General features: G+C 50.1%; 21 protein-coding genes. 9 read left to right on the top strand and 12 right to left on the bottom strand.

All coding sequences use genetic code 11. The features are described from left to right. Nucleotides 1-71: 71 nt before the first annotated feature. The gene (gene typA / locus GMA8713_RS09960) at nucleotides 72-1,901 is read right to left on the bottom strand and encodes a translational GTPase TypA (RefSeq protein WP_046305085.1); all 1,830 of its coding nucleotides are present in this window, start codon (nucleotides 1,899-1,901) and stop codon (nucleotides 72-74) included. A 622-nt stretch (nucleotides 1,902-2,523) separates the two neighbouring features. Here typA and glnA point away from each other — a divergent pair. The 5 genes from glnA to add all read left to right on the top strand — a co-directional run bounded on the left by glnA (nucleotide 2,524) and on the right by add (nucleotide 8,348). Further along, nucleotides 2,524-3,933 (top strand): glutamate--ammonia ligase, encoded by a 1,410-nt coding sequence (gene glnA, locus GMA8713_RS09955; RefSeq protein ID WP_062708712.1) that lies wholly within the window; start codon nucleotides 2,524-2,526, stop codon nucleotides 3,931-3,933. A 121-nt stretch (nucleotides 3,934-4,054) separates the two neighbouring features. Continuing rightward, nucleotides 4,055-4,618, top strand: coding sequence for a DUF4124 domain-containing protein (locus tag GMA8713_RS09950; protein WP_062708709.1), 564 nt, complete (start codon nucleotides 4,055-4,057; stop codon nucleotides 4,616-4,618). Between the two features lie 120 nt (nucleotides 4,619-4,738). Beyond that, on the top strand, nucleotides 4,739-5,785 hold the full coding sequence (glnL, locus tag GMA8713_RS09945; RefSeq protein WP_062708707.1) for a nitrogen regulation protein NR(II): 1,047 nt from the start codon (nucleotides 4,739-4,741) through the stop codon (nucleotides 5,783-5,785). A 9-nt stretch (nucleotides 5,786-5,794) separates the two neighbouring features. Further along, a complete protein-coding gene (gene glnG, locus GMA8713_RS09940; RefSeq protein ID WP_002539706.1) occupies nucleotides 5,795-7,201 on the top strand; it encodes a nitrogen regulation protein NR(I) in 1,407 nt (468 codons plus the stop codon). Between the two features lie 142 nt (nucleotides 7,202-7,343). After that, nucleotides 7,344-8,348, top strand: coding sequence for an adenosine deaminase (gene add, locus GMA8713_RS09935; RefSeq protein WP_062708704.1), 1,005 nt, complete (start codon nucleotides 7,344-7,346; stop codon nucleotides 8,346-8,348). 352 nt (nucleotides 8,349-8,700) lie between these two features. Here the strand turns inward: add and hemN are convergent, their stop codons facing one another. The 5 genes from hemN to GMA8713_RS09910 form a co-directional block, all read right to left on the bottom strand. After that, on the bottom strand, nucleotides 8,701-10,074 hold the full coding sequence (hemN, locus tag GMA8713_RS09930) for an oxygen-independent coproporphyrinogen III oxidase (protein ID WP_062708701.1): 1,374 nt from the start codon (nucleotides 10,072-10,074) through the stop codon (nucleotides 8,701-8,703). 134 nt (nucleotides 10,075-10,208) lie between these two features. Beyond that, nucleotides 10,209-10,706: a DUF2489 domain-containing protein gene (locus tag GMA8713_RS09925; protein ID WP_062708698.1), complete on the bottom strand. Its 498-nt coding sequence runs from the start codon at nucleotides 10,704-10,706 to the stop codon at nucleotides 10,209-10,211. Next, nucleotides 10,707-11,252: a Der GTPase-activating protein YihI gene (yihI, locus tag GMA8713_RS09920; protein WP_062708695.1), complete on the bottom strand. Its 546-nt coding sequence runs from the start codon at nucleotides 11,250-11,252 to the stop codon at nucleotides 10,707-10,709. Continuing rightward, complete coding sequence (locus GMA8713_RS09915) at nucleotides 11,249-11,896, bottom strand: class I SAM-dependent methyltransferase (protein ID WP_062708691.1); 648 nt, start codon at nucleotides 11,894-11,896, stop codon at nucleotides 11,249-11,251. Before GMA8713_RS09915 ends, yihI begins: the two co-directional genes overlap by 4 nt. 675 nt (nucleotides 11,897-12,571) lie before the next feature. Beyond that, entirely contained in the window at nucleotides 12,572-13,189 is a 618-nt protein-coding gene (locus tag GMA8713_RS09910; protein WP_062708688.1) for a c-type cytochrome, read from the bottom strand. Nucleotides 13,190-13,338: 149 nt separating this feature from the next. On the opposite strand from GMA8713_RS09910, the gene yihA reads away from it, so the two are divergent. Further along, nucleotides 13,339-13,995 carry a ribosome biogenesis GTP-binding protein YihA/YsxC gene (gene yihA / locus GMA8713_RS09905; protein WP_062708684.1) on the top strand — a complete coding sequence of 219 codons (657 nt, stop codon included), beginning with the start codon at nucleotides 13,339-13,341 and terminating at the stop codon, nucleotides 13,993-13,995. A 611-nt stretch (nucleotides 13,996-14,606) separates the two neighbouring features. Here the strand turns inward: yihA and spfP are convergent. Then, entirely contained in the window at nucleotides 14,607-14,654 is a 48-nt protein-coding gene (gene spfP, locus GMA8713_RS28745; protein WP_438356882.1) for a small protein SpfP, read from the bottom strand. A gap of 209 nt (nucleotides 14,655-14,863) precedes the next feature. Beyond that, nucleotides 14,864-17,659 carry a DNA polymerase I gene (gene polA, locus GMA8713_RS09900; RefSeq protein WP_062708681.1) on the bottom strand — a complete coding sequence of 932 codons (2,796 nt, stop codon included), beginning with the start codon at nucleotides 17,657-17,659 and terminating at the stop codon, nucleotides 14,864-14,866. A 529-nt stretch (nucleotides 17,660-18,188) separates the two neighbouring features. On the opposite strand from polA, the gene elbB reads away from it, so the two are divergent. Continuing rightward, nucleotides 18,189-18,839, top strand: coding sequence for an isoprenoid biosynthesis glyoxalase ElbB (gene elbB / locus GMA8713_RS09895; protein WP_062708677.1), 651 nt, complete (start codon nucleotides 18,189-18,191; stop codon nucleotides 18,837-18,839). A 225-nt stretch (nucleotides 18,840-19,064) separates the two neighbouring features. On the opposite strand, the gene GMA8713_RS09890 is transcribed toward elbB, so the two are convergent. The 4 genes from GMA8713_RS09890 to recQ form a co-directional block, all read right to left on the bottom strand. Further along, nucleotides 19,065-19,505: a GNAT family N-acetyltransferase gene (locus GMA8713_RS09890; protein ID WP_062708673.1), complete on the bottom strand. Its 441-nt coding sequence runs from the start codon at nucleotides 19,503-19,505 to the stop codon at nucleotides 19,065-19,067. A gap of 129 nt (nucleotides 19,506-19,634) precedes the next feature. Then, entirely contained in the window at nucleotides 19,635-20,300 is a 666-nt protein-coding gene (locus GMA8713_RS09885; protein ID WP_062708670.1) for a 7-cyano-7-deazaguanine/7-aminomethyl-7-deazaguanine transporter, read from the bottom strand. A gap of 410 nt (nucleotides 20,301-20,710) precedes the next feature. Further along, a complete protein-coding gene (locus GMA8713_RS09880; RefSeq protein ID WP_062708667.1) occupies nucleotides 20,711-21,019 on the bottom strand; it encodes a DUF3630 family protein in 309 nt (102 codons plus the stop codon). Further along, on the bottom strand, nucleotides 21,012-22,862 hold the full coding sequence (gene recQ / locus GMA8713_RS09875; RefSeq protein WP_062708797.1) for an ATP-dependent DNA helicase RecQ: 1,851 nt from the start codon (nucleotides 22,860-22,862) through the stop codon (nucleotides 21,012-21,014). The genes GMA8713_RS09880 and recQ overlap by 8 nt, the downstream gene beginning before the upstream one ends. Before the next feature lie 47 nt (nucleotides 22,863-22,909). Here recQ and GMA8713_RS27300 point away from each other — a divergent pair, with 47 nt between their 5' ends. Both GMA8713_RS27300 and rarD read left to right on the top strand, forming a co-directional pair. After that, entirely contained in the window at nucleotides 22,910-23,143 is a 234-nt protein-coding gene (locus tag GMA8713_RS27300; protein ID WP_157515558.1) for a hypothetical protein, read from the top strand. Further along, nucleotides 23,140-24,036, top strand: a complete 897-nt coding sequence (gene rarD / locus GMA8713_RS09870) for an EamA family transporter RarD (RefSeq protein WP_062708664.1) — start codon at nucleotides 23,140-23,142, stop codon at nucleotides 24,034-24,036. Before GMA8713_RS27300 ends, rarD begins: the two co-directional genes overlap by 4 nt. The last annotated feature ends 135 nt before the right edge of the window (nucleotides 24,037-24,171 follow it).

Below are 24,171 nucleotides of genomic sequence, written 5' to 3'. Positions count from 1 at the left end.
GCAGAAGAACAAAAAGCGGTAGAGACAAAAAAGCCTCCCATCCGAGAGGCTTTTTACGTTCCTAAGAAGGCTTACTTACTGCCGCGGCTTGCACGCTTACGGTCAGTTTCTGTCAGCAATTTCTTACGGATACGGATGCTTTCAGGGGTCACTTCTACCAGTTCGTCGTCGTCGATGAACTCCAGAGCCTGCTCCAGTGTGTACTTGATTGGTGAAGTCAGTACCTGTGCGTCATCAGTACCTGATGCACGTACGTTGGTCAGTTGCTTACCTTTCAGGGCGTTAACAGTCAGGTCATTGTCACGGCTGTGAATACCGATAACCATACCTTCATAAACTTCAACACCGTGACCGATAAACAGACGACCACGCTCCTGCAGGTTGAACAGGGCGTTAGTCAGGGCTTTACCTGCTGCATTCGCAATCAGTACGCCGTTGTTACGCTGGCCAATGTTACCGCCTTTGTGTGGACCGTAATGGTCATAGGTGTGGTACATCAGACCTGAACCAGAAGTCAGGGTCATGAACTCCGTCTGGAAGCCAATCAGGCCGCGAGATGGCATGATGAAGTCCATACGTACACGGCCTTTGCCGTCTGGAGACATGTCTTTCAGCTCACCTTTACGCAGGCCGATTTTCTCCATGATGCCGCCCTGGTGCTCTTCCTGAACGTCGATGGTCACGGTCTCAAACGGTTCCATCAGCTGGCCATCTTCTTCTTTCAGAATAACTTCTGGACGAGATACAGCAAGCTCAAAGCCTTCACGACGCATGTTTTCGATCAGGATAGACAGGTGCAGTTCACCACGACCTGAAACGCGGAATTTATCCGGGTCTTCAGTTTCTTCAACGCGCAGTGCAACGTTGTGAACCAGTTCTTTCTGCAAACGCTCAAGGATGTTACGTGAAGTCACGAACTTACCTTCTTTACCTGCGAAAGGGGAGGTGTTCACCTGGAAAGTCATGGTCACAGTTGGTTCGTCAACAGACAGCGCTGGCAGCGCTTCAACCGCGTTCACGTCACAGATGGTGTCAGAGATTTTCAGCTCGCCCAGACCTGTGATTGCGATGATGTCACCAGCTGCTGCAGATGCAACGTCATGGCGCTCAAGGCCCAGATAACCCAGTACCGTACCGACTTTACCGTTACGGGTCTTACCGTCAGCACCTACGATGGTCACTTGCTGGTTAGGTTTTACAGAACCACGGGTCACACGACCAACACCGATAACACCAACGTAAGAGCTGTAGTCCAGCTGAGAGATCTGCATTTGCAGAGAGCCTTCGGTATCAACTTCTGGTGCTGATACGTTGTCAACGATAGCCTGAAACAGTGGTTCCATGTTCTCGCCGGTTTCGCCTTCTTCCAGCGTCGCCCAACCGTTCAGTGCTGATGCGTAAACCACTTGGAAGTCCAGCTGCTCGTCAGTAGCACCCAGGTTGTCGAACAGGTCAAACACCTGGTCCATTACCCAATCAGGACGTGCGCCAGGACGGTCGATTTTGTTGATAACAACGATTGGCTTCAGACCATGTGCGAACGCTTTTTGCGTGACGAAGCGAGTTTGTGGCATGGGGCCATCAACTGCGTCAACGATCAGAAGTACAGAGTCAACCATCGACATGATACGTTCCACTTCGCCACCGAAGTCGGCGTGTCCTGGGGTATCTACGATGTTAATGCGGTAATCATTCCAGTTAATCGCGGTGTTCTTCGCCAGAATGGTAATGCCACGCTCTTTCTCGATGTCGTTCGAGTCCATGACGCGTTCTTCGTGCTCGCCACGGGTTTCCAGGGTGCCAGACTGCTGAAGCAGTTTGTCAACCAGGGTGGTTTTACCGTGGTCAACGTGCGCGATGATCGCGATGTTTCTCAGTTTATCTATCTGTAAAGTAGACATGGGTTCTCTTTCACTCAAAAAAGATGTGCCGCCAAAAGCTCCGGCTTTGCCGAAAGCGCTCACCGCCACTGATTAAAAATCCGGCCGTAATTTACCAGATTTTTATTGAAAACCCACGAAATATGTGACTTAGGATCAATTTATATTCGTTCTGCCTTGTTACCGACACAAAAAGCCCACTTTGGAAGTCTGTCTCCATCCCTTATCCAATACTGTCTGCGGGCGAACAGTGCGCTACATTTGGGCAACATTTTTCGCCCTTATCATGGGTCGACTTCTTGCGTTTTTTATTGCACCACAATAGGCCGACTTTCGATCCACCTCACAGCTCCAACATTGTCTTATCCATCACATTGATCTGACGTTGACAACATAGCCGAACCGCTGCTGAATGACTTGGATGGCACGCAATCCTTCCCATTGCACCATTTTAGTGCGGACGCGCACCAAGATTGATCAAATAAACGCACTTTTTTAAGTCATTATCGTGTAACTATCGGTAACGACTGGGATTTCAAACTTGGCACACTTTTCGCTTTAGTGGAGCCAGACCCATTTTTGGTGAAGCGCAAAGACGCTCCTTCGCCAAGTTAGAGAACAATGACACCGGAGGTTTATTCACATGTCAGTAGAAAACGTACTCGCCTTAATCCAAGAGCACGAAGTTAAGTTTGTTGACCTGCGCTTCACCGATACCAAAGGTAAAGAGCAGCACATCTCAATCCCAGCACACCAGATCGACGCGGACTTCTTCGAAGAAGGTAAAATGTTCGACGGTTCATCTGTTGCAGGCTGGAAAGGCATTAACGAGTCAGACATGGTGATGATGCCTGACGCGTCTTCCGCTGTACTTGACCCATTCACGGAAGACGCAACGCTGAACGTACGTTGTGACATTCTTGAGCCAGCAACCATGCAAGGCTACGACCGTGACCCACGCTCTATCGCAAAACGCGCTGAAGACTACATGCGCTCTACCGGTATCGCAGACACTGTTCTGATCGGTCCTGAGCCAGAGTTCTTCCTGTTTGACGATGTGAAATTCGCGACTGACATGTCAGGTTCTTTTTTCAAGATTGACGACGTAGAAGCAGCATGGAACACCGGTTCTGATTTCGAAGGCGGTAACAAAGGTCACCGTCCAGGCGTTAAAGGCGGTTACTTCCCAGTAGCACCAGTTGATTCATCTCAAGACATCCGTTCAGCAATGTGTCTGGTGATGGAAGAGATGGGCCTGGTTGTTGAAGCGCACCACCACGAAGTAGCAACTGCAGGTCAGAACGAAATCGCAACGCGTTTCAACACACTGACAAGCAAAGCGGATGAAATCCAAATCTACAAGTACGTTGTTCACAACGTAGCGCACGCATTTGGTAAGACTGCGACCTTCATGCCTAAGCCACTGGTTGGCGACAACGGTTCAGGTATGCACGTACACCAATCTCTGGCGAAAGACGGTCAGAACCTGTTCGCTGGCGACAAGTACGGTGGCCTGTCTGAAACTGCACTGTTCTACATCGGCGGTATTATCAAACACGCTCGCGCAATCAACGCCTTTGCAAACCCTGCCACCAACTCATACAAGCGTCTGGTTCCAGGCTTCGAAGCTCCAGTTATGCTGGCATACTCTGCACGTAACCGTTCTGCTTCTATCCGTATCCCAGTGGTACCAAGCCCGAAAGCACGCCGTATCGAAGTTCGTTTCGGTGATCCAGCAGCAAACCCATACCTGGCGTTCGCAGCAATGCTGATGGCTGGTCTTGACGGTATTAAGAACAAGATCCACCCTGGCGATGCAATGGATAAAGACCTCTACGACCTGCCAGCAGAAGAAGCTGCAGAAATTCCAAAGGTAGCAGAGTCTCTGCAGCAAGCACTGCAGTGCCTGAGCGATGACCGTGAGTTCCTGACTGCAGGCGGCGTATTCTCTGATGACTTCATCGATTCTTACATCGCACTGAAATCTCAGGACGTTGAGAAGGTGAACATGACCACTCACCCACTGGAATTCGAACTGTACTACTCAGTGTAATTCAACGGGTTTCATAACAAATCAAAGGGCTCGCTCACAGGCGGGCCCTTTTTCTATTGTCTGAATTTCTCCCCCACCGAAAATAGGTTTGTTGGCATCCCGCCAGAAACTCAAGGAATTCATGATGCGCAAAATCGGTATGCTCTTTTTTGGTGTACTGTCTGTGTCCGCCAGCGCGGGTGAGTATTACCGCTGGGTTGATGAAAATGGCACCCTGCATTTCAGCGATTCGCCACCTTCCGCGAGTTTGGAGCTCGAGGTGGAATTAGGTACGATTCCTCTACCCGCTCAGGGGCCATCCAATGTTGCTTCACCTGCCGCTCCGAAAGCGCCGCCCATACCTGACGCCCCCGAAGTGCCGCCGCTGGCCAGCTCAATTTCCCTGATCTCTCCGGGCGATGAGGCCACGATTCGCAGTAATGAAGGCAATATCACCCTCAACATTTCTACCGACCTGCCACTAGGGAAAAATCAATCTGTTCGCGCCGTGGTTGATGGAAAGAAACAGCCCGTCTCAAAAGGTGCATCTTTAACCTTAACCAACGTTGATCGAGGCTCCCACACCATAAAGGTGCAATTACTACAAGATGGCAAGGTAATTGCAGCATCCCATTCAATCACTGTGTATCTGCATCGGGCAACCAAGAAAAAAGCCCCGCCTCCGGGCAAACCAACCCCCAGATAACACAGGCTGAGACGCTATTTTGCAGCGCTGCTGTAGAAAGTGGATTTTCTTCGCTGCACAACATCGCACTATCGAGTAAACTGGGTTGCACCATATTGGTGCAACCAAAAGGAAAGTAATGTGGCCACGCTGACCGAAACTGTTATGGATAACCTGATCACTGCGGTGTTGGTGCTTGATAATGATCTTGTTGTCACCTATGCCAACCCTGCAGCCGAGCAACTGCTCTGTCTCAGCGCACGCCGCTTACTGGAGCACCCCCTTCCCGACTTGTTACAACACTGCTCTATCGATCTTGAGCTGGTTAAAGAAACCCTCTCTGGCGGTCAGGGGCTGACAGACAGCGATGTCACCATCGTCGTGGATGGCCACCAGCGCAAAGTAGAACTGAGTGCCAGCCCTTTAATGTGGGCGCGCAGTCCTTCTATGCTGATTGAAATCAAAGCTATTGGCCACCAACAACAAATCAGTAAAGAGTTGCAGCAGCAGGCACAACAGCAGGCTGCCAAGGAGCTGGTGCGTGGTCTTGCCCATGAAATTAAAAACCCGCTCGGTGGCCTTCGAGGTGCAGCTCAGCTTTTAGAGAAAATGCTGCCCGACCCAAGTCTTGGGGAATATACCCGTATCATCATTGAGCAGGCTGACCGTCTGCGCAATCTGGTCGACAGATTACTGGGACCACAAAAGCCCGGTCACCGCCAGCAAGAAAACATCCACGTGATACTGGAGAAAGTTCGCCAGCTGGTAGAACTCAGTGCAGATAAGGTGGTGGTGGAACGTGACTACGACCCCAGCCTTCCCGACATCGAGATGGATCCTGATCAGATGGAGCAGGCCATCCTCAACGTGGTGAACAATGCGGCGCAAATTATAGGAGACAGCCCAAATGCTGAAATCGTTCTCCGCACCCGCACTGAACATCAGGTGGTGATTGGCGGGAAGCGCCACCGTTTGGCTGCACGTATCGATATTTCTGACAATGGTCCTGGCATTGCCCCTGAACTCCAGGACACCTTGTTTTATCCCATGGTGTCAGGGCGCCCCGGAGGCACAGGGCTTGGACTTTCCATTACCCGAAACCTCATAGATCAGCATAAAGGCAAGATTTACGTAAATAGCTGGCCGGGACACACCACTTTCACCATTTTGTTACCCATTCGTCGCTAAGGGGAGAATATGAGCAAAGGACTAATCTGGGTCGTCGATGACGACAGCTCAATCCGCTGGGTACTGGAACGTACCCTAAGCGCAGCCGGACTTGCCTGTGAAACGTTTGCCGATGCTGACAGCGTGCTGGACGCTTTAAACCGGGAAGTCCCGGATGTACTTGTCTCTGATATCCGCATGCCGGGCACCGATGGCTTCACCCTGCTAAACCGTCTGCAATCTGAATACCCGACATTACCCGTCATCATCATGACGGCTCACTCGGATTTGGATGCAGCAGTGAGTGCCTATCAGAAAGGGGCATTTGAATACCTGCCAAAGCCGTTTGATATTGATGAAGCCGTCGCTTTGGTTGAGCGAGCTGTCTCCCACAGTCAGGAGCAAAAACGCCAGCGCTCACCCAAAGAAACGATGGAAGCCGCACCGGAGATTATCGGTGAAGCGCCGTCTATGCAGGAAGTTTTCCGCGCCATTGGTCGCCTTTCCCGTTCATCGATTTCCGTATTGATCAACGGCGAGTCAGGTACGGGTAAAGAGCTGGTTGCCCATGCTCTCCACCGCCATAGCCCACGCGCGTCCAACTCGTTTATCGCACTCAACATGGCTGCAATTCCAAAAGACTTGATTGAGTCTGAGCTGTTTGGTCACGAGAAAGGAGCCTTTACCGGTGCCAACAATGTCCGTCAGGGTCGCTTTGAGCAGGCCAATGGCGGCACCCTGTTTCTGGATGAAATCGGTGATATGCCGCTGGATATCCAAACCCGTCTGCTGCGCGTGCTGGCCGATGGCCAGTTCTATCGTGTAGGTGGCCATCAGGCCATCAATGTGGATGTCCGCATCATTGCAGCAACCCACCAGAACCTTGAAAGGTTGGTGGCTGAAGGCAGTTTTCGTGAAGACTTGTTCCACCGCCTGAACGTGATTCGCGTTCACCTGCCGCCGCTTCGTGAACGCCGTCAGGACATCGGCCAGCTCGCCAAACACTTTCTCAAGCGAGCTTCTGATGAGCTCGATATCGAGGTCAAATCACTGCACCCGACCACACTGGATTTAATGTCAGGTCTTTCCTGGCCAGGCAACGTGCGCCAGCTAGAAAACACCTGTCGCTGGCTGACAGTGATGGCGAGCGGTAAAGAAATTTTGCCCGAAGACTTGCCGCCAGAGCTGATGCAACCTGAATCAATGGAAAGTACCGGCGAAGGTGACAGCTGGCAGGCCGCGCTATCCCAATGGGCTCGTCTGTCGCTGGATAACGGTGATGACAACCTGCTACGTGAAGCCTTGCCTGAATTTGAACGTATCTTGCTGCGTGAAGCACTCAGCCACACCCGGGGGCACAAGCAGGAAGCGGCAAAACTGCTTGGTTGGGGACGTAACACCCTGACCCGTAAGCTCAAAGAACTTCAAATGCCATAAATCCAGAGCAGTTCACCATTTAAATAAATTTGGTAGACAATCTTTTCAAAACCGCCTTTTTAGGCGGTTTCCTTTCCCAGCCCTACTGACGACCTTGTATTTAGTCCTTATACTTGCCAAAAGTTGATTTAAGGATATTCACATGATCGCAACCCACCTTCCTCTGACGGATCTGCACCGTCACCTTGATGGCAATATTCGTATTAACACCATTCTGGAACTGGGTCAGAAGTTCGGCATGACGCTTCCTGCTGACACTATCGACACACTCCGCCCACACGTTCAGGTTATGTCTAACGAGCCGGATTTGGTTGGTTTCCTGTCCAAGCTGGATTGGGGTGTGGCTGTACTTGGCGATCTGGACGCGGTCCGCCTTGTCGCCTATGAAAACGTCGAAGATGCACTGAATGCGCGCATTGACTATGCAGAACTTCGCTTCTCACCTTACTACATGGCGATGAAACACCAACTGCCAGTGCAAGGTGTGGTGGAAGCGGTGATTGATGGCGTTCAGGCTGGTAGCCGTGACTTCGGCGTGAAAACCAACCTGATTGGTATCATGAGCCGTACTTTTGGTGTGGAAGCCTGCATGCAGGAGCTGGATGCGCTGTTGGCACTGAAAGAGCACCTGGTTGCTATCGATTTGGCCGGTGACGAGCTGGGCCAGCCGGGTCATCAGTTCAACGACCACTTTGCCAAAGTACGTAAAGCCAACCTGAATGTGACTGTGCATGCTGGCGAAGCGGCAGGAGCAGAAAGCATGTGGCAGGCAATCAATGAGCTGGGCGCTAGCCGTATCGGCCATGGTGTGAAAGCCATCGAAGATCCTTCTTTGATGGAGTTTCTGGCCAAAAACCGTATCGGTATTGAGTCTTGCCTCACCTCTAACGTGCAAACCAGCACTGTGGCTTCATTGGAAGCACACCCGGTGAAACAATTCCTGGCACAAGACATTCTGGCAACGTTGAATACCGATGACCCTGCAGTATCAGGTATCGAGTTACCTTACGAATACGAAGTGGCCGCACCGCAGGCGGGTCTGAGCCAAGCGCAAATCACTCAGCTTCAAGCGAACGGCATGGAAATCGCGTTCCTGTCTGATAGCGAAAAAGCGGAACTGAAAGCCAAAGCGGCATCCCGCGGCTAATCCGCTCACCTGAAAAATATCCTGAAAACACCGGCAAAAGCCGGTGTTTTTTTGTTCAAAACTCAAGTAGAATGCCGCCGAATTTTAAGCAACCAAGGTCAATGCAAAGCCTTTGCTTTGATAATCCCCTTGATTGAAAACCCATATTTACGCCGGATGAGAAGTATCATGTTCGACGCACTGTTTACCGCAAATGAAATTGTTGCTGCAGGCCCAGGTCAACTGGCAGCGGCAGCACTGGCTGTGGTGCTGGCTATTTTCAGCATCGGCAGCGGCGTATAACGCCCCATCAACAGCCAACAAAAAAGCCGCAATCAGCGGCTTTTTTCGTTTCTTGTGGTGTGAGACAGCATTAAATCACGCGGGAAAACTGCTGCTGACGCGCTCTGTCACGCAAGTAAGTGTCAAAGCACATGCAGATGTTGCGAATCAGCAGGCGCCCTTTCAGCGTCACTTTAATGGTATCTGCATCGATGCTCACCAGCTCATCATCGACAAAGCACTGCAGTAAATCCAAATCTTCCGCAAAGTAGGTATCGAAGGAAACATCAAACTCGCGTTCAATCGCACGCTTGTCCAGGGTGAAGTTGCAGATCAGCGATTTGATGACTTCACGGCGAAGCAAATCATCGCCATCCAGCATCACACCTTTCCACAGCGCATGGCGTTGCTCGTCGACCTGACCGTAGTATTTCTTCAGCTCTTTCTGGTTCTGTGCATAGCAATCACCAATCATGGAAATCGCTGACACCCCCAAGCCCAGCAGATCGCAATCGCCTTGGGTGGTGTAACCCTGGAAGTTTCTGTGGAGGATGCCTTCACGCTGCGCTACCGCCAGTTCATCATCCGGCAAGGCAAAGTGGTCCATACCGATAAACTGGTAGCCTGCGCCAGTCAGGGTGTTAATGGTTTGCTCCAGCATCGCCAGTTTTTCCTGTGGCGATGGCAAATCGTCTTCTTTGATTTTTCGCTGCGCCGCGAACAGTTGTGGCAGGTGCGCATAGTTGAAAACAGACAAACGGCCCGGCTGCATGGTCAGCACCTGCTCTAATGTCTTAGCAAAGGTTGCACTATCTTGGTGCGGAAGGCCATAAATCAGATCCAGGTTGGTCGAGCGAAAGCCCAATTCTTTGGCACGTACCACCATGGCTTTGATGAAGTCTTCATCCTGCTCACGGTTCACCGCTTTCTGAACTGTCTTATCGAAATCCTGCACGCCGATACTTAGACGGTTGAAGCCTTCACTACGCAGGTGATCCAGCATGTCGAGTTCAATTTCACGCGGATCCACTTCGATACTGATTTCCGCATCGGCATTGAGACGGAATTCTTCACGCAGCAGGGACATCAGGCGGGAAATCTGTTCTTTGGTCAGGAAGGTTGGCGTACCGCCGCCCCAGTGCAGTTGAGTCACGTTGCGGTCGCGAAGCAGGTATGCACGTTGACGGATTTCCAGTTCCAGCGCATCTAGATACTGATCCGCTTTGTGTGCATGACGGGTGATCACCTTGTTACAGCCACAGTAGTAGCAAAGGGTGTGGCAGAATGGGATATGCACATACAGCGAAAGATGACGATCTGGGTATTGGGTGCATGCCATATCAAACTCAGCCGCCGTGAAAACCTCATGGAATTCCAGTGCTGTTGGGTAAGAGGTGTAACGCGGCCCTGAGTAGTTATACTTCTCGATCAGTGCCTGATCCCAGATAATTTGCTGCTTAGACATGTATGTTCCCGCCAAAATGAACAACCGGAAAGTGTAAGTTGGCCAATTCTGCCACACTCTCCGGCTGCTAAGAATTGTTCCCGCACAAGGAACGGGAAAATTGTTGGTCAGATCGTACCTTTAAGGGTAAGTCGTTAACTCGCCAAAGTACGCACTGGCGTCATTTTCGCACCAGTGAATGCAAGGATTTCTTCAAGCTCAGTATGAATGGCCTGCTGCAGTCGGGATTCCGCCTTCATGCGCTCCATGTCGTGGCGCATACGTTCACGCTTTTCGATCTTCTTACGCGCATCGCCGCGTGGCATGTCTTTGACCACATCATACAACTCGTAAAGTGCGGGGAAGCGCTCTGGGAACTCCACGCGCTTCTCTCCCTGCAGGTGGTCCATGATCATGTAAAGGCGGATAGCCGCTTCTGACAGGTCGCACTGCTCTTGCAGTGTCGCCATGGCAATCACATCTACACTCTCAATGATTTTCTCGTTGCGTTGTTTAATAGCGGCGTTCATCGCCTTTTCCTGCATTTTGGTTTGATGGCGAAGTTTCGACAACAACCAGCCTGCATACACAGCCAAACCGAGAATGATGGCACCACCAAGTGCCACAACACCTATAGGAAGAGTTTCCAACACTTACTCCTGGTCAAATTTGAAGTTTTCAAACTCCGCCAGCAAATCGTCGTCGCCGCGGCGTTTGTTTTTCTTCGGCGCTTCTTCCGCTTCAGGCTCGTCCTCTTCGAACAGACCCAATTGCTTCATTAGCACCTCGATGCGATCCAGCTTCTCATCAACATATTGCTGAAGGCCTGCGCCCAAACTGTCACCGTTTTCAATACGGTCGAGAAGCACATTTAGTTGCGCATCATTTTCCAACATTTCCAATTCCTGCTCAGCGCTCAGGCGACGGGCCTTCTTCGCTTCTGCAGATTTTGGATGTGGTTTGGCTTCTACCACCAACTGGATAGGCTTTTTGCTGCCCAGACGCGGGTCGCGTTGTGCCTGCGCCTGACGCTGTTGCGCGGTTTTACCTTCCGAGTGGCGTGAGCCAGACTTCAGACCTTTGCGCTTGCTCTTACGCTTGCGTGCCAGCGCAGCAATGTCTTCTTTGGTCAGCGACTTCTCGCTGTATTGCGCAGGACCTTCAGAGCCAACTTTGCGGGCTTTTTTCTTGCGGGTCATTCGTTTTTCTTCCTCAGTAAAATTACGTCGTTACCAACAAAGTCCACGTCAAGACCATCACGCTCGGCCAAAAAGCGGAACGTTTCGCGACTGAAAAAACTCACGTGGGTTGGGTCATTTTTGTAATGCCAGCTTTTGAAAGCTGGAGCATCAATAACAAGCTTGGTCATAATGGCTAACCAGCCTCCCGGCTTGACCAAGTTCAGCAATTGTCTCCATTCCCTGTGAGGCATATAAAAGTGTTCAATGGCTTCTGTACAGGTCACGAAATCATACGTAGTGTCCAACGCACTGAGGTTGGGCGCAAAATACGGATCGTACACGGCCATTTGGTGTCCGGCTTCTTCAAGCATGGCGGCTAAAGCCGGACCGGGACCACATCCAAAGTCTAAGCCTTGCTTTGCGCTCTCACCCATTTTTTCCATAAGCGGTGTCGCGAGACGGCTTAGGAAACGTCGATAGCCTTCATCTTCCACGACATTTTCATGTTTGTCGTAGACGGCTTTTTCTTCTTCCGGTGATAACAGGCACTCAGGGTCTGCAAAGACCAGATAGCATTCCTGACAACGGAAGAAACGGCGACGTCTATCCTGCTCGAAATCGGCTATATCAGCAGATCTACATAGAGGGCATTCAAGGGACATGGGGATTTCTACACCAAATTGAATGGCGGGAAATGTAGCAGAAAGTTGAATAAGAAAAAAGCGACAGGCAAAGCCTGTCGCTCTATAGCGTTCTAATGAACGGATTTACCGTTTTCATCCCTAACAGTAACACCACATCCCGGTGAATAAGGGTCCTTCTAAGCGCGGGCGTCCTGCCGTTTTTATTTGAGTTATTACTCGCAACGTCCTGTCGTCATCACCATCCTGGTGTGTGTCCTAACCTTTCGTCCTGAAGGTGGTCCATGCTGAGTGTGAATCCTTCACACTTTTGAATGCCATCCTGACAACATAACGTCCTGGTCTCTGAGGCTTTCCTAAGCCAAAGTCCGTTTGAATCCTTGCGCAGCCCTGCGAAATCGTCCTGATTGTCCTTTCCGTGTCGTGCTCCTGTCGACATGAATAAGTTTACGCTTTCGCACTTTTCAAAACAGGCGGTAACTCACAATTCAAACAATCACCAAATGCACTTAAAAAGTATCTTTCTGAAATATGGAAGAAAAAAATAAAAACCAGCAAATATTTAAGCACCTTTCTCTATAAAGAATGGTCAATCGCTTACAAGATCATGGGAAATAATAGAAACCCAAACGAAAAAAGGCAGCGAATGCTGCCTTTTTGACGTCTTTTTGCGCAATCTGGCTATTGCACAGTCTGTTAGTGCAGACCGCCTACATAGTTCGAGATAGCTTCGATTTCTTTATCTGACAGCTTCTGCGCCACAATGCGCATCATGCCGTTGAGGTCGTTGTTGCGCTGACCGTCACGGAATGCCATCAGCTGAGCTTTCATGTAATCGGCGCTCTGACCAGAAATTTTCGGGAAGCCTGACAGTGCGGTGCCGTTACCACGAGGGCCGTGACACGCAATACAAGCTGCAATACCACGCTCTTGGTCACCAGCCATGTACAGCTCTCTACCAATTTCGATAGAAGATTCCGGTGTCGTACCCGGCTTCGCAGTTTGTGATGCGTAGTATGCCGCCAAATCTGCCATGTCTTGCTCAGACAGTGCAGCCACCATGCCGGCCATCACGGCATTGTTACGACCTTGCTCTCCGCCAGTCGTCATACCCAGCTTGAACTCTTTGAGCTGCTTAAGAAGGTATTTTTCGTGCTGACCTGCAAGGCTAGGGTTGGCGGGAATGACGCTGTTACCGTCTGCACCGTGACAAGCGGCACAAGTGGCTGATTTTGCTTTACCTGCTTCTGCATCGCCTTGTGCAAAGGCAGTAAAGCTCGCGAATAAAGTGAGTAGTAGCGCTAATCTCTTCATGACATTCCATTTATAATTATCAAGCTTCCAATACCACGATGCCCACGCCATCATGATACAATCATCGAGCAAAAACCGAGCACGGTCATTTTACACAATTTCACATAAAAGTAATCAGTCGACTACATAAAGTCGAGACGGAGTTAACAGTGAATCCTTCACTCAACTATCGAAACACCCACTTTATTACCAGTGCGCCAGATATCAGGGCTTTACCTCATGATACTGGTATCGAGATCGCATTCGCAGGTCGTTCCAATGCTGGTAAATCTAGCTCAATAAACAGGCTTTGTGATCAAAAAAGCTTGGTGAAAACCAGTAAAACGCCGGGGCGCACACAATTAATCAACCTGTTTAAAGTGGATGAGGGATGCCACATTGTTGACTTGCCGGGTTACGGCTACGCGCAAGTGCCGCTGGAAATGAAGCTAAAATGGCAGAAATCTCTGGGCGAATACCTGCAAAAGCGTAACCAGCTTAAAGGCCTCGTCGTGCTGATGGATATCCGTCACCCACTGAAAGAGCTGGATCAGGATTTGATTTTCTGGGCGGTAGACAGCAACTTGCCGGTGCTGGCACTGCTAACCAAGTGTGACAAGCTGAAAAGCGGCGCGCGCAAAGCAGAGCTTTTAAAAGTGCGTGAAGCAGCCAAAGATTTTGGCGGTGATGTAGAAGTCGAGCTTTACTCATCATTAAAGGGTATTGGTGTCGATAAACTGCGTAAAAAGCTGGATGGTTGGTACGCACCGACACTCGAAATCCCACAAGAATCTGATCAGCAAGATACTGAAAACGACGACGCTTAATCTGTCAGGACGCTGAAAATAAAGACCCCACCATGTAGGTGGGGTAACGGGAGAGAAATAGGAGGTTTTTTTTAGTCGTTATAAAGCTAGTGTCAGTGATTTTCCCCAACCCCGCAAGTTAGACCCGCCTAAACACCTATCATATTTGCCTCAAAGATCAGGCACCTGTTCTGTTAAAAATTCCAACACATTGATTGTTAATCGCTTTATTTTTATTTGCCAAACTTATTTTTTAATATGAAATATCATGAGAATCGTATAAATAACGATCGTTTTCATTCTGGAAGTGAGTTACAGATTTGATTGGATAAAAAAAGACCGAATCGATCGCTCAATTCGGTCAGAAATAACGTGTGAGTTGCCTGTCGTAAGTTGGATTGCAGACAACCCTGACACATCAAGAACAAGAAGCAGTGGTCATTATAACGCCAACGCCCTCAAATTAAAGTATTTACTCTAATGAGCGGTAACAAAATACAAATACATCAATAGAAATGAATATAAGATAATGTATTTAAAGTAATTAATGAGCGATACCCAGAAGAAGCATTGGATAGGAAAAGCACAATAAAAAATGCCCCGGCTGACATTTGTCAACCGGGGCTGCTGAATCAGCTAAATCCAATAACGTGAAACAAAAGGTCTGAAAGATAGAACATCTTACCTCTTTACCCTACGCCTCTTACTGTATATCAAATGGCCGATTAAGAAAACCCTTTACGTAGTTTTTTTTCATCAAATTATAAAAATAAACACCTAATGTATTCATATTGCTTCATTTAAGAAATAAAAAAGCCCGCAGTAACGGGCTTTTTTCGCATTAAGTTTTAAGTGTTTGTGCGAGTCAGGTCGGAATCAACCGCCTGATTTAATGCGCCTGATCCCAGTTTTCGCCGCTACCAGATTCGGCGACCAGCGGAACTTCCAGCAACGCAGCCGATTCCATTAACTTACAAACCTGTTGCTCAATGTCAGAAAGGTGTTCGGTATCTACTTCCAACACCAATTCATCGTGTACTTGCATGATGAGTGCCACACGACCCTCAGGCTGGGTTTGAATCCAGGCATCCACCAAAATCATCGCGCGTTTGATGATATCTGCTGCCGTTCCCTGCATAGGAGCATTGATTGCAGCGCGCTCTGCCCCTTTGCGACGCATGGCATTACTAGATTTGATTTCCGGCAGGTGAAGACGGCGGCCAAAGATAGTTTCTACATAGCCCTGCTCGGCAGCCTGCAGTCGGGTGGTTTCCATGTATTGGCGTACGCCTGGGTAGCGCTCGAAGTAGCGCTCCATGTATTGCTGCGCTTCACCACGTGGAATGCCGAGCTGTTTTGCCAAGCCAAACGCACTCATGCCATAGATAAGGCCGAAGTTAATGGCTTTCGCACGGCGACGCATTTCTGAGGTCACATCACTGATATCAATCCCCATCACTTCTGCAGCCGTTGCCGCATGGATGTCTTTGCCGTGACGGAAAGCATCAATCAGGGCTTCATCACCAGACAGGTGCGCCATGATACGAAGTTCAATTTGCGAGTAGTCGACTGCCAGAATGGTTTTCCCTGCCGGTGCGATAAACGCCTGACGGATACGACGGCCTTCTTCATTGCGGATAGGAATGTTCTGAAGGTTCGGATCGGTTGATGACAAGCGACCCGTTGCCGTTACTGCCTGATGATAAGAAGTGTGCACACGGCCAGTAGCTGGTTTCACCATCTTCGGCAGTTTATCGGTATAGGTGGATTTCAGCTTCGCCAGTCCACGGTATTCCAGAATGCGTTTTGGCAGCGGGTAATCCAGCGCCAGCTCCTGAAGCACTTCTTCGTTGGTAGAAGGGGTACCTGATGGCGTCTTCTTCAATACTGGCAGACCCATTTTCTCGAACAGGATAGCCTGGAGCTGCTTGGGTGAACTCAGGTTAAATTCTTCACCGGCAATCTCATAAGTTTCCTTTTCAAGTTCATCCAAGCGAATCGCAATTTCCTGAGATTGCTTCGCCAGCATTTCTGCACTGATCAACACACCATGGCGCTCAATACGCGACAGTACTGGCACCAGCGGCATTTCGTACTGCTCGAAAATAACTTTCAGTTTCTCGTCATTGTTGAGCTGCGCCATCAGAGCATTGTGCAAGCGCAGGGTAACGTCAGCGTCTTCTGCCGCGTAAGGGGACGCCTGATCCATTTCAATCTGGTTGAAGGTCAGTTGCTTCTTACCCTTACCCGCAATCTCTTCAAAGCTGATGCACTTATGCTGCAGGTAGCGAAGTGCCAGGCTATCCATGTCATGCTTACCCGCAACGCTGTTGAACACGTAAGATTCCAACATGGTGTCGTAAGCAATGCCGCGCATCGCGATATCGTATCGTGCCAGCACGCTCGCATCGTATTTTAGGTTCTGGCCAACTTTCAGCGCACCGGCATCTTCGAGCCAGGGTTTCATTTCTGCCAGCACCCAGTCTCTGTCCAGCTGCTTCGGCGCATCCAGATAGTCATGAGTCAGCGGCAGGTAAGCCGCTTCACCTTCAGCAACGGCGAAGGAAATGCCTACCAGGTTGGCTTCCATGTAGTCCAGGCTGTCGGTTTCGGTATCGAAAGCCACGACATTGGTTTTCTTCAGCTTTTCCATCCAGCGCTGGAAGTCTTCTCCTGTCAGGATGGTTTCGTATTGGCTGCGATCAATCGCAGCGGCTTCGAATGTTACTTCTGCTTTGACAGACGATTTCGCTGCTGAAGCGCCAGAAGCTGCGCGCTCTGCGACGGCATCAACACCTGCACTGCCACTTTGGGCTTCTGCCAGCCAGCGCTTGAAGTTCAGTTCAGTGAAAAGCTCAACCAGCATGTTGTTATCTGCCGCGCGGTTAATCAGTTCTTCCGGCTTAAACGGCAGCTCACAATCAAGCTTGATAGTCGCAAGCTGATAAGAGAGGTAAGCATTCTCTTTGTTATCTTCTAGCTTCTTCGCCATGGTTTTTGAGCCACGGAAGCTAAGGTCTGCAATCTTATCAAGGTTGTCATACAGCGCATCCAGACCACCGATACCGGCGATCAACGCCGTGGCGGTTTTCTCACCTACACCCGGTACGCCCGGGATGTTATCGACTTTATCGCCCATCAGTGCGAGATAGTCGATGATGTGCTCTGGGCCAAAGCCGTATTTGTCATGCACGCCTTGTGGCGTCATGATCACGTTGGTCATGGTGTTAATCAGGGTGACGTTTTCATCCACCAACTGCGCCATGTCTTTATCACCGGTGCTGATAAGGATTGGCATGCCTGCCTTAGAACCTTGCACCGCCAGTGTGCCGATAACGTCATCCGCTTCAACGCCTTCAATCACCAGCATCGGGAAGCCCATGGCTTCAATGATTTGATGCAGCGGAGCAATTTGGCTGCGCAGATCATCCGGCATTGGCGGACGGTTCGCTTTGTATTCCGCATACATGTCGTCACGGAAAGTCCTGCCTTTGGCGTCGAAAATCACCGCCACATGAGATTGCGGATACTGTTTCACCAAGCTGCGCAGCATGTTCACGACGCCATAAACGGCACCTGTTGGCTCGCCATTGGCATTGGTCAGGTTGGGAGAAGCGTGGTACGCGCGGTAGAGATAAGAAGAGCCGTCGACCAGGATCAACGGGTTATCAGAAGTCGTCGCCATAACGTTATAAGCTAACCGGAAAATGATTGATGGGTAAGGATGCCACGAGTTCCGGAGTCTGTTAACCCGAGATTTCGCTCTTCGGCTCAGGAATGCCAAGGTGATCGCTTTGGATTTACAACATTATTCTTCTCTACTTAGCCGACCTTCCCCACCCTGTGCATAAGCCTTATACACAGCTCATTCACTAAAAACCGCTGTGGATAAGTTTGTTGGTATTTATTTTCAGGTCTGTAGATCAAATTCGGAATGCCATAAGGGAAAGAAATTTACCTTATAATTTTTAGACACTTAACCTTAAGTCGTTGATCGTGATCAGGATCGATCGCCGATCATCGGCTGTGGAAAAAGAAATTAGTGGCATGATCGAGTTATCCAGAAAAATTTTCTTTTATCGATCTGTAAGGATGTGATCCGGTTAGATTCAAATCCCTACCAGTTTGCTCATAAACTAGCCTAGCATTGATGATCTGACAGGCTAGGAATGAGCGTTGATTGCCTGTCCCGAATTTAAAATGAGGACACATTTATGAAGAAAGTGGCAGTCATTCTGGCTGGGTGTGGTGTCTACGACGGCGCAGAGATCCATGAATCCGTTTTATCCCTGTTGGCCATTGAGCAGGCGGGTGCTTCCTGGCATTGCTTCGCGCCGGATGTTGATCAACACCATGTGATTAATCATGCCGCGGGTGAAGAATCCGGTGAAACACGTAATGTTCTGGTAGAGGCGGCGCGCATTGCCCGCGGTGATGTAAAGCCACTTAGCGAACTCAACGTGAATGAGTTTGATGCCCTGCTGCTACCCGGCGGATTTGGCGTTGCTAAGAACCTGAGCACCTTTGCCACCAGCGACGAAGAAATGGAGATCGAGAAAGAAGTGCTGCGCGTGTGTAAGGCGTTTGCCACGGCGGAAAAACCTGCTGGCTATGTCTGTATCTCTCCGGTGCTGATCCCGAAAGTGTATGGGCCAGGCGCAAAAGGCACCATAGGTAACGATCCACAAACAGCGGCGGCTTTCAACGCCATGGGCGGTGAGCACATTGATTGCCCAGTGGATGACTTCGTGCTGGATCAAAGCCGTCGCCTACTCTCAACGCCGGCATACATGCTGGCCACCTCAGTCAGTCAGGCAAATGCAGGGATTTCCAAGCTGGTCAGTAAGCTGGTTGAACTGGCGTAGGGTTTATTTAGGACAGAAAAGAAAAAAGCGACGCTTTGAGCAAAAGCGTCGCCTGCATCAGGGTCAACTGCACAACGTAAGCAGTTTTATGCAAAAACATATACTGGAAGCAATGTGAGCAATGTCGTGTGTCCGAAAGTAAGTTTCCCACTTGCCCTCGAACAAGACAAATAATAATCATTCTCATTACTATTTGGCAAGCAGTATTTTTGTTGTTTTTTACCTTCATGCCACAGGTGTGATTTTCTTCACAAAATGAAGGCGATATTGCGCCAATGCCTCTTTCTTCTCCAGATGTTCAATCTGGTAGTGATTGTTCAACAGTAAACACAGCATGCCTGCAAAGCAGTTACGGGACTTCACTCTGAGACTGGTATAGCCATGTTTTGCCACCCAACGCTCCTGCGCATGAAGCAATGCCTGCGCAGTACCACGACGGCGACCAGTTTTGGTCACACCACCCAGCCAACTGTAAAAGCACTCGTTATCTAACTGATAGCCAATTTTGACGCCACAAAGTTCGCCGTCGATATCAGCAACCAATACCAGTGATGCTTTATCACCAATACGTTTTTTTAACGACGCGAGGTTTTCCTGATGGGCAAACTCATCAATCTGGCTGAGCACGTTCACAGCTTCCGCCAGCGTGCCTTCTCGAATGATCATGAGGGATTCCTTGAAATAGTCAGCGCCAAGACGCTCGTGTTTCGATTATAGCGCTTGAGGATAAGACATAAAAAAAGCCGGTCTGTCGACCGGCTCTCTTTCCCTCAATATTCTGCGTTGATTTCGCTGTTAAACCAGTTTGGTTTCAACCGTTTCGTTCACCCGGGTAATGCGGCTGACAATATAGTTCAGCAGCACACCGTACATAGGGACGAACAAGCCGAGGCTGATCACCAGTTTAAATGCGTAATCGACCAGCGCGATTTCTACCCAGTTCTCCGCCATAAAGGCATCTGGGCTGTTGTAGAAAGCAATCGCAAAGAACGCCAGGGTATCAATCGCGTTACCAAACAGCGTTGAACAGCTTGGTGCCACCCACCATTGCTTGGTTTGGCGCAGACGGTTGAACACATGGATATCGAGGATTTGCCCCAGCAGGTAAGCCATAAAGCTTGCTGCAGCGATACGCGCAACGAACAGATTAAACTCAGTCAAATGACCCAGCCCCTGATATTCGCCTTGGTAGAAAAGAACCGACAGCACATAGGAGATCAATAACGACGGTACCATGACCGCGAAAATGATCCGGCGCGCAAGACCCGCACCAAAGATGCGAACAGTTAGATCGGTTGCCAGAAAAATGAACGGGAAAGTAAACGCACCCCAAGTGGTGTGAAACCCGAAAACGGTAAATGGCAACTGAACCAGGTAGTTACTGGATGCAATGATAACCAGGTGGAAAACCACCAGGAAAGAGAGGGCTTTGCGCTGTTGCGCGGGCGTAAAAGTGCTCATTGTGAACCTTTTTGTCATTGGGGGCGAGGGAACCCAAATTACCAACTCACCAGATTCTGTGATCTGGCTCCTAGGGGCTGTTGACCTTTGGTGGTTAAGTTTTGTTCTCGCTATAAGCGTTTTAGGCGCGGCGAGGTGTATGCCGCCTAGTCATTCTAAGCAATTACGCCTCAACAAAGCATAAAACGCATAGAGCAGAACCGTTCTGGCAGCGTTTGTGGGGAATTTCTGCTGCGTTATCAGCTTCTCATATAGGCTAGCTACACATCGAAGCCTCTGCCTTGCATAAAATCCCCACAAACTGCTGCAAAAATCATCACCAAAGGTTAACAGCCCCTAATAAGGTGGCGAATTATACATCAATTCCGGCGAATGCCAACTGCTACAAATTGCGAAATTCGAGGCGAAGATTAGCCAAGCTGTTTCGACAGCCAGTTGTTCATAAAGGCGAGCTCTTCGTCACCCTCTGCGCCCAGCCTTTCCAGCCACACACTGGCGCTGTAATGCTCGGCACGCAGCATAAATGGCACGCCTTCGAAGTCGATAAGCCAGCTTAATAAGTCCGCGTCGGTTTGTTTTTCTGTGACCTTAGCGTCAATCAGTTGGCAAAACGCCATCAGATGTTGCTCGGCGTTATCAAAATCCAGCGCATCTGCAGCCAGCACCAACCGACCTGCTTCGCTGTCATGGTGGGAAAGACGGAAAGTAGGGTTATCCATAACTCGGCTCATCGTCATTGAGGGTGATATGGTCTTCAATCACATCGAGGAATACATTGCCGTATTTTTCAAGCTTGCGCTGACCGACACCGTTCACCGCCAGCAGCTCACCTTGTGAGGTCGGGATCATCTCTGCCATCTCAATCAAGGTGGCATCGTTGAAGACCACGTATGGTGGAATGTCTTCTTCATCCGCAATCGCTTTACGGAGCTTGCGAAGTTTGGCGAACAGTTTCTTGTCATAGTTGCGCTTACCAAGCTTGTCAGCTTTGCTACGTGGCGACAGCCCCAATCGCGGCACCGCAAGTTCTAGCGCAATTTCCCCGCGAAGCACCGGACGCGCTTCTTCGGTCAATTGCAGCACAGAGCTTCGGGCGATGTTCTGCACCAGATAACCACGGTGGATAAGCTGACGGAAAATGCTGACCCAGTATTCATGGCTGAACGCTTTCCCCAGACCATAGGTGCTGAGCTTCTCGTGTCCGTATTCCTTAATACGCTGATTCTGCATCCCGCGCAGCACTTCGACCGTATAGCCCACACCGAAATTCTGGTTGACGCGGTACACGCAGGACAAGGCTTTTTGCGCTTGCTCAGTACCATCAAACAGCGTCGGCGGGTCAAGGCAGATATCGCAGTTGCCGCAAGGCTTATCGCGGTATTCACCAAAGTAATTCAGCAATACGAGACGGCGACAAGTCAGCGCTTCGGCAAACGCACCCATCGCATTGAGCTTGTGGCTTTCCACCAGCTTTTGCGGACCATCCGGTTTTTCTTCCAAACAGCGGTGCAGCCAGCCAATGTCTGACGGGTCATAGAACATCACTGCTTCTGCGGGCAGACCATCACGTCCGGCGCGGCCGGTTTCCTGATAGTAGGATTCGATATTGCGCGGAATGTCGTAATGCACAACAAAACGCACATTGGGTTTATTAATACCCATACCGAATGCCACGGTCGCGACGACTATCTGCACATCATCTCGCTGGAACGCTTCCTGTACCCAGGCACGTTGCTCGTTCGTCATGCCTGCATGATAAGCCGCAGCGCGGATATTATTGCCAACCAGCTTTTCTGCCACCTGCTCGACCCGCTTGCGGCTGTTGCAGTAAACGATACCGCTCTGGCCGGACTGGGTTGCCAGAAACTGGGTCAATTGCGCCAGAGGCTTGTGCTTTTCAACCAAGGTGTAGCGGATATTCGGACGGTCAAAACTGCCAAGATAGATGTGCGGGTCATTGAGAGCCAGACGCTGGCAGATATCCTGACGCGTGGTGTCGTCTGCCGTTGCGGTCAACGCCATCACAGGCACGTCGAGGAAATGCTGCTTCAGGCTGCCAAGTTGCGCGTACTCAGGACGAAAGTCGTGTCCCCACTGACTAATACAGTGCGCTTCATCGACCGCAATCAGGCCAAGGTTGACCGAGTGTAGGCGCTCGATGAAATCACGCATCAGAATACGCTCTGGCGATACATACAACAGCTTGAGCGAGCCATTGCGCAGCGATTGCCACGTGGCCGATTGCTCGTCTGGATTCATCGAAGAGTTAAGACATGCGGCCTGCACACCATTCGCCAGCAATTGGTCGACCTGATCTTTCATCAAGGAGATCAGCGGCGAGATCACGATGGTGAGGCCATCGCGCACCAAGGCAGGAATTTGATAACAGAGGCTCTTGCCACCGCCTGTTGGCATGATAACCAATGAATCACGCCCGCCAACTGCGGCATCGATGATTTCTTTCTGACCGTCGCGGTAACTGTGATAGCCGAACACTTCCTGCAGAACAGTTTCGTCGTGCGCCAGTGGTGGTGTCATTTCGGCCGAATCGGTAACGGTCATAGAGCCTCTCATCATTGAATAGCCGCTCATTCTAAACGCAGCGGGGCATGGATAAAAGGTCAACGACGACGAACTGTCAGTTCAATTTTTCTCAACAGAAAAGGTGTGCTTCAAAAAGGGAAGTCCATATACTGGCCAAAGCAGCAAAAACTTTTATATATGATGTGGATGCTGGGCTTTCACCGGAAAAATCCGCTTCAGGCCTTTATTTTTCGCTGCACGCACCGCCATCAGGCGGTTTTTGCTCTTTAGCGTTTTTAGATGTAGAGATTTCGCAGTGAATGATGCGCAACAAACCCGCCGCGGCGTGATGCTGGCGCTGGGCGCTTACACCATGTGGGGCGTCGCTCCGCTTTACTTTAAGGCTCTAACCGATGTACCACCGATGGAAGTGTTGGTGCACCGCGTGATTTGGTCTTTCTTCTTCCTAGCCCTCATTCTTCGTGCCAGCAGTGGCCTTGCGCGCGTCAAATTGTTACTGAAAGACAAAAAACGTCTTGGCCTTCTGACCATCACTGCCGTGGTGATCGCCGCCAACTGGCTGATTTTCATTTGGGCGGTAAAAAATGACCTGATGCTCGATGCCAGTCTCGGCTACTACATCAACCCGCTTATCAATGTGGTGCTTGGTATGGTCTTCCTTGGTGAGCGTTTCAGAAAGCTACAATGGGCTGCCGTAACCCTGGCATTTCTCGGCGTGGCCATTCAGGTCATCACCTTTGGCTCACTGCCCTGGGTCGCGCTGGTACTGGCTTGTAGTTTTGGCTGCTACGGCCTGCTGCGTAAGAAGATAAACGTCGATGCCGCAACCGGCCTTTTCATAGAAACCCTGGTGCTGATGCCTGTGTCGCTGATTTACCTTCTATTTATCGCCAGCAGCACCACCTCAGACATGATGCAAAACAGCTGGGGATTGAACCTCCTTCTGATCGCTGCTGGCGTGGTGACCACACTGCCACTGCTTTGCTTTAACGGAGCGGCGACGAAATTACGTCTCTCGACGCTTGGCTTTTTCCAGTATATCGGCCCAACCATGATGTTCATGTTGGCCGTTGGCCTCTACAACGAGCCGTTCACGACAGATAAAGCGACCACTTTTGCCTTTATCTGGACCGCGCTGGCAATCTTTACCTTTGATGCTGTCAGAAACCGGAGCAAGCAACGCAGCAAATAAGCACTCAATACGGCACCGTCAGGTGCCGTTTTCCTTTACGCCCTACAAATCCTCTATCTTGCTGCCATAGCGGAAAAAATCCGTGTTTCTGCCTCGTTAATCCGACACTCTTCTCTTCCTTTTGCGAACTATACT

It is taken from the genome of Grimontia marina, assembly GCF_900060185.1.
In the GTDB taxonomy this organism is placed as follows: domain Bacteria; phylum Pseudomonadota; class Gammaproteobacteria; order Enterobacterales; family Vibrionaceae; genus Enterovibrio; species Enterovibrio marinus.
The sequence above is the reverse complement of the archived record's forward strand: the minus strand, read 5'-3'. Positions and strand labels throughout refer to the sequence as shown.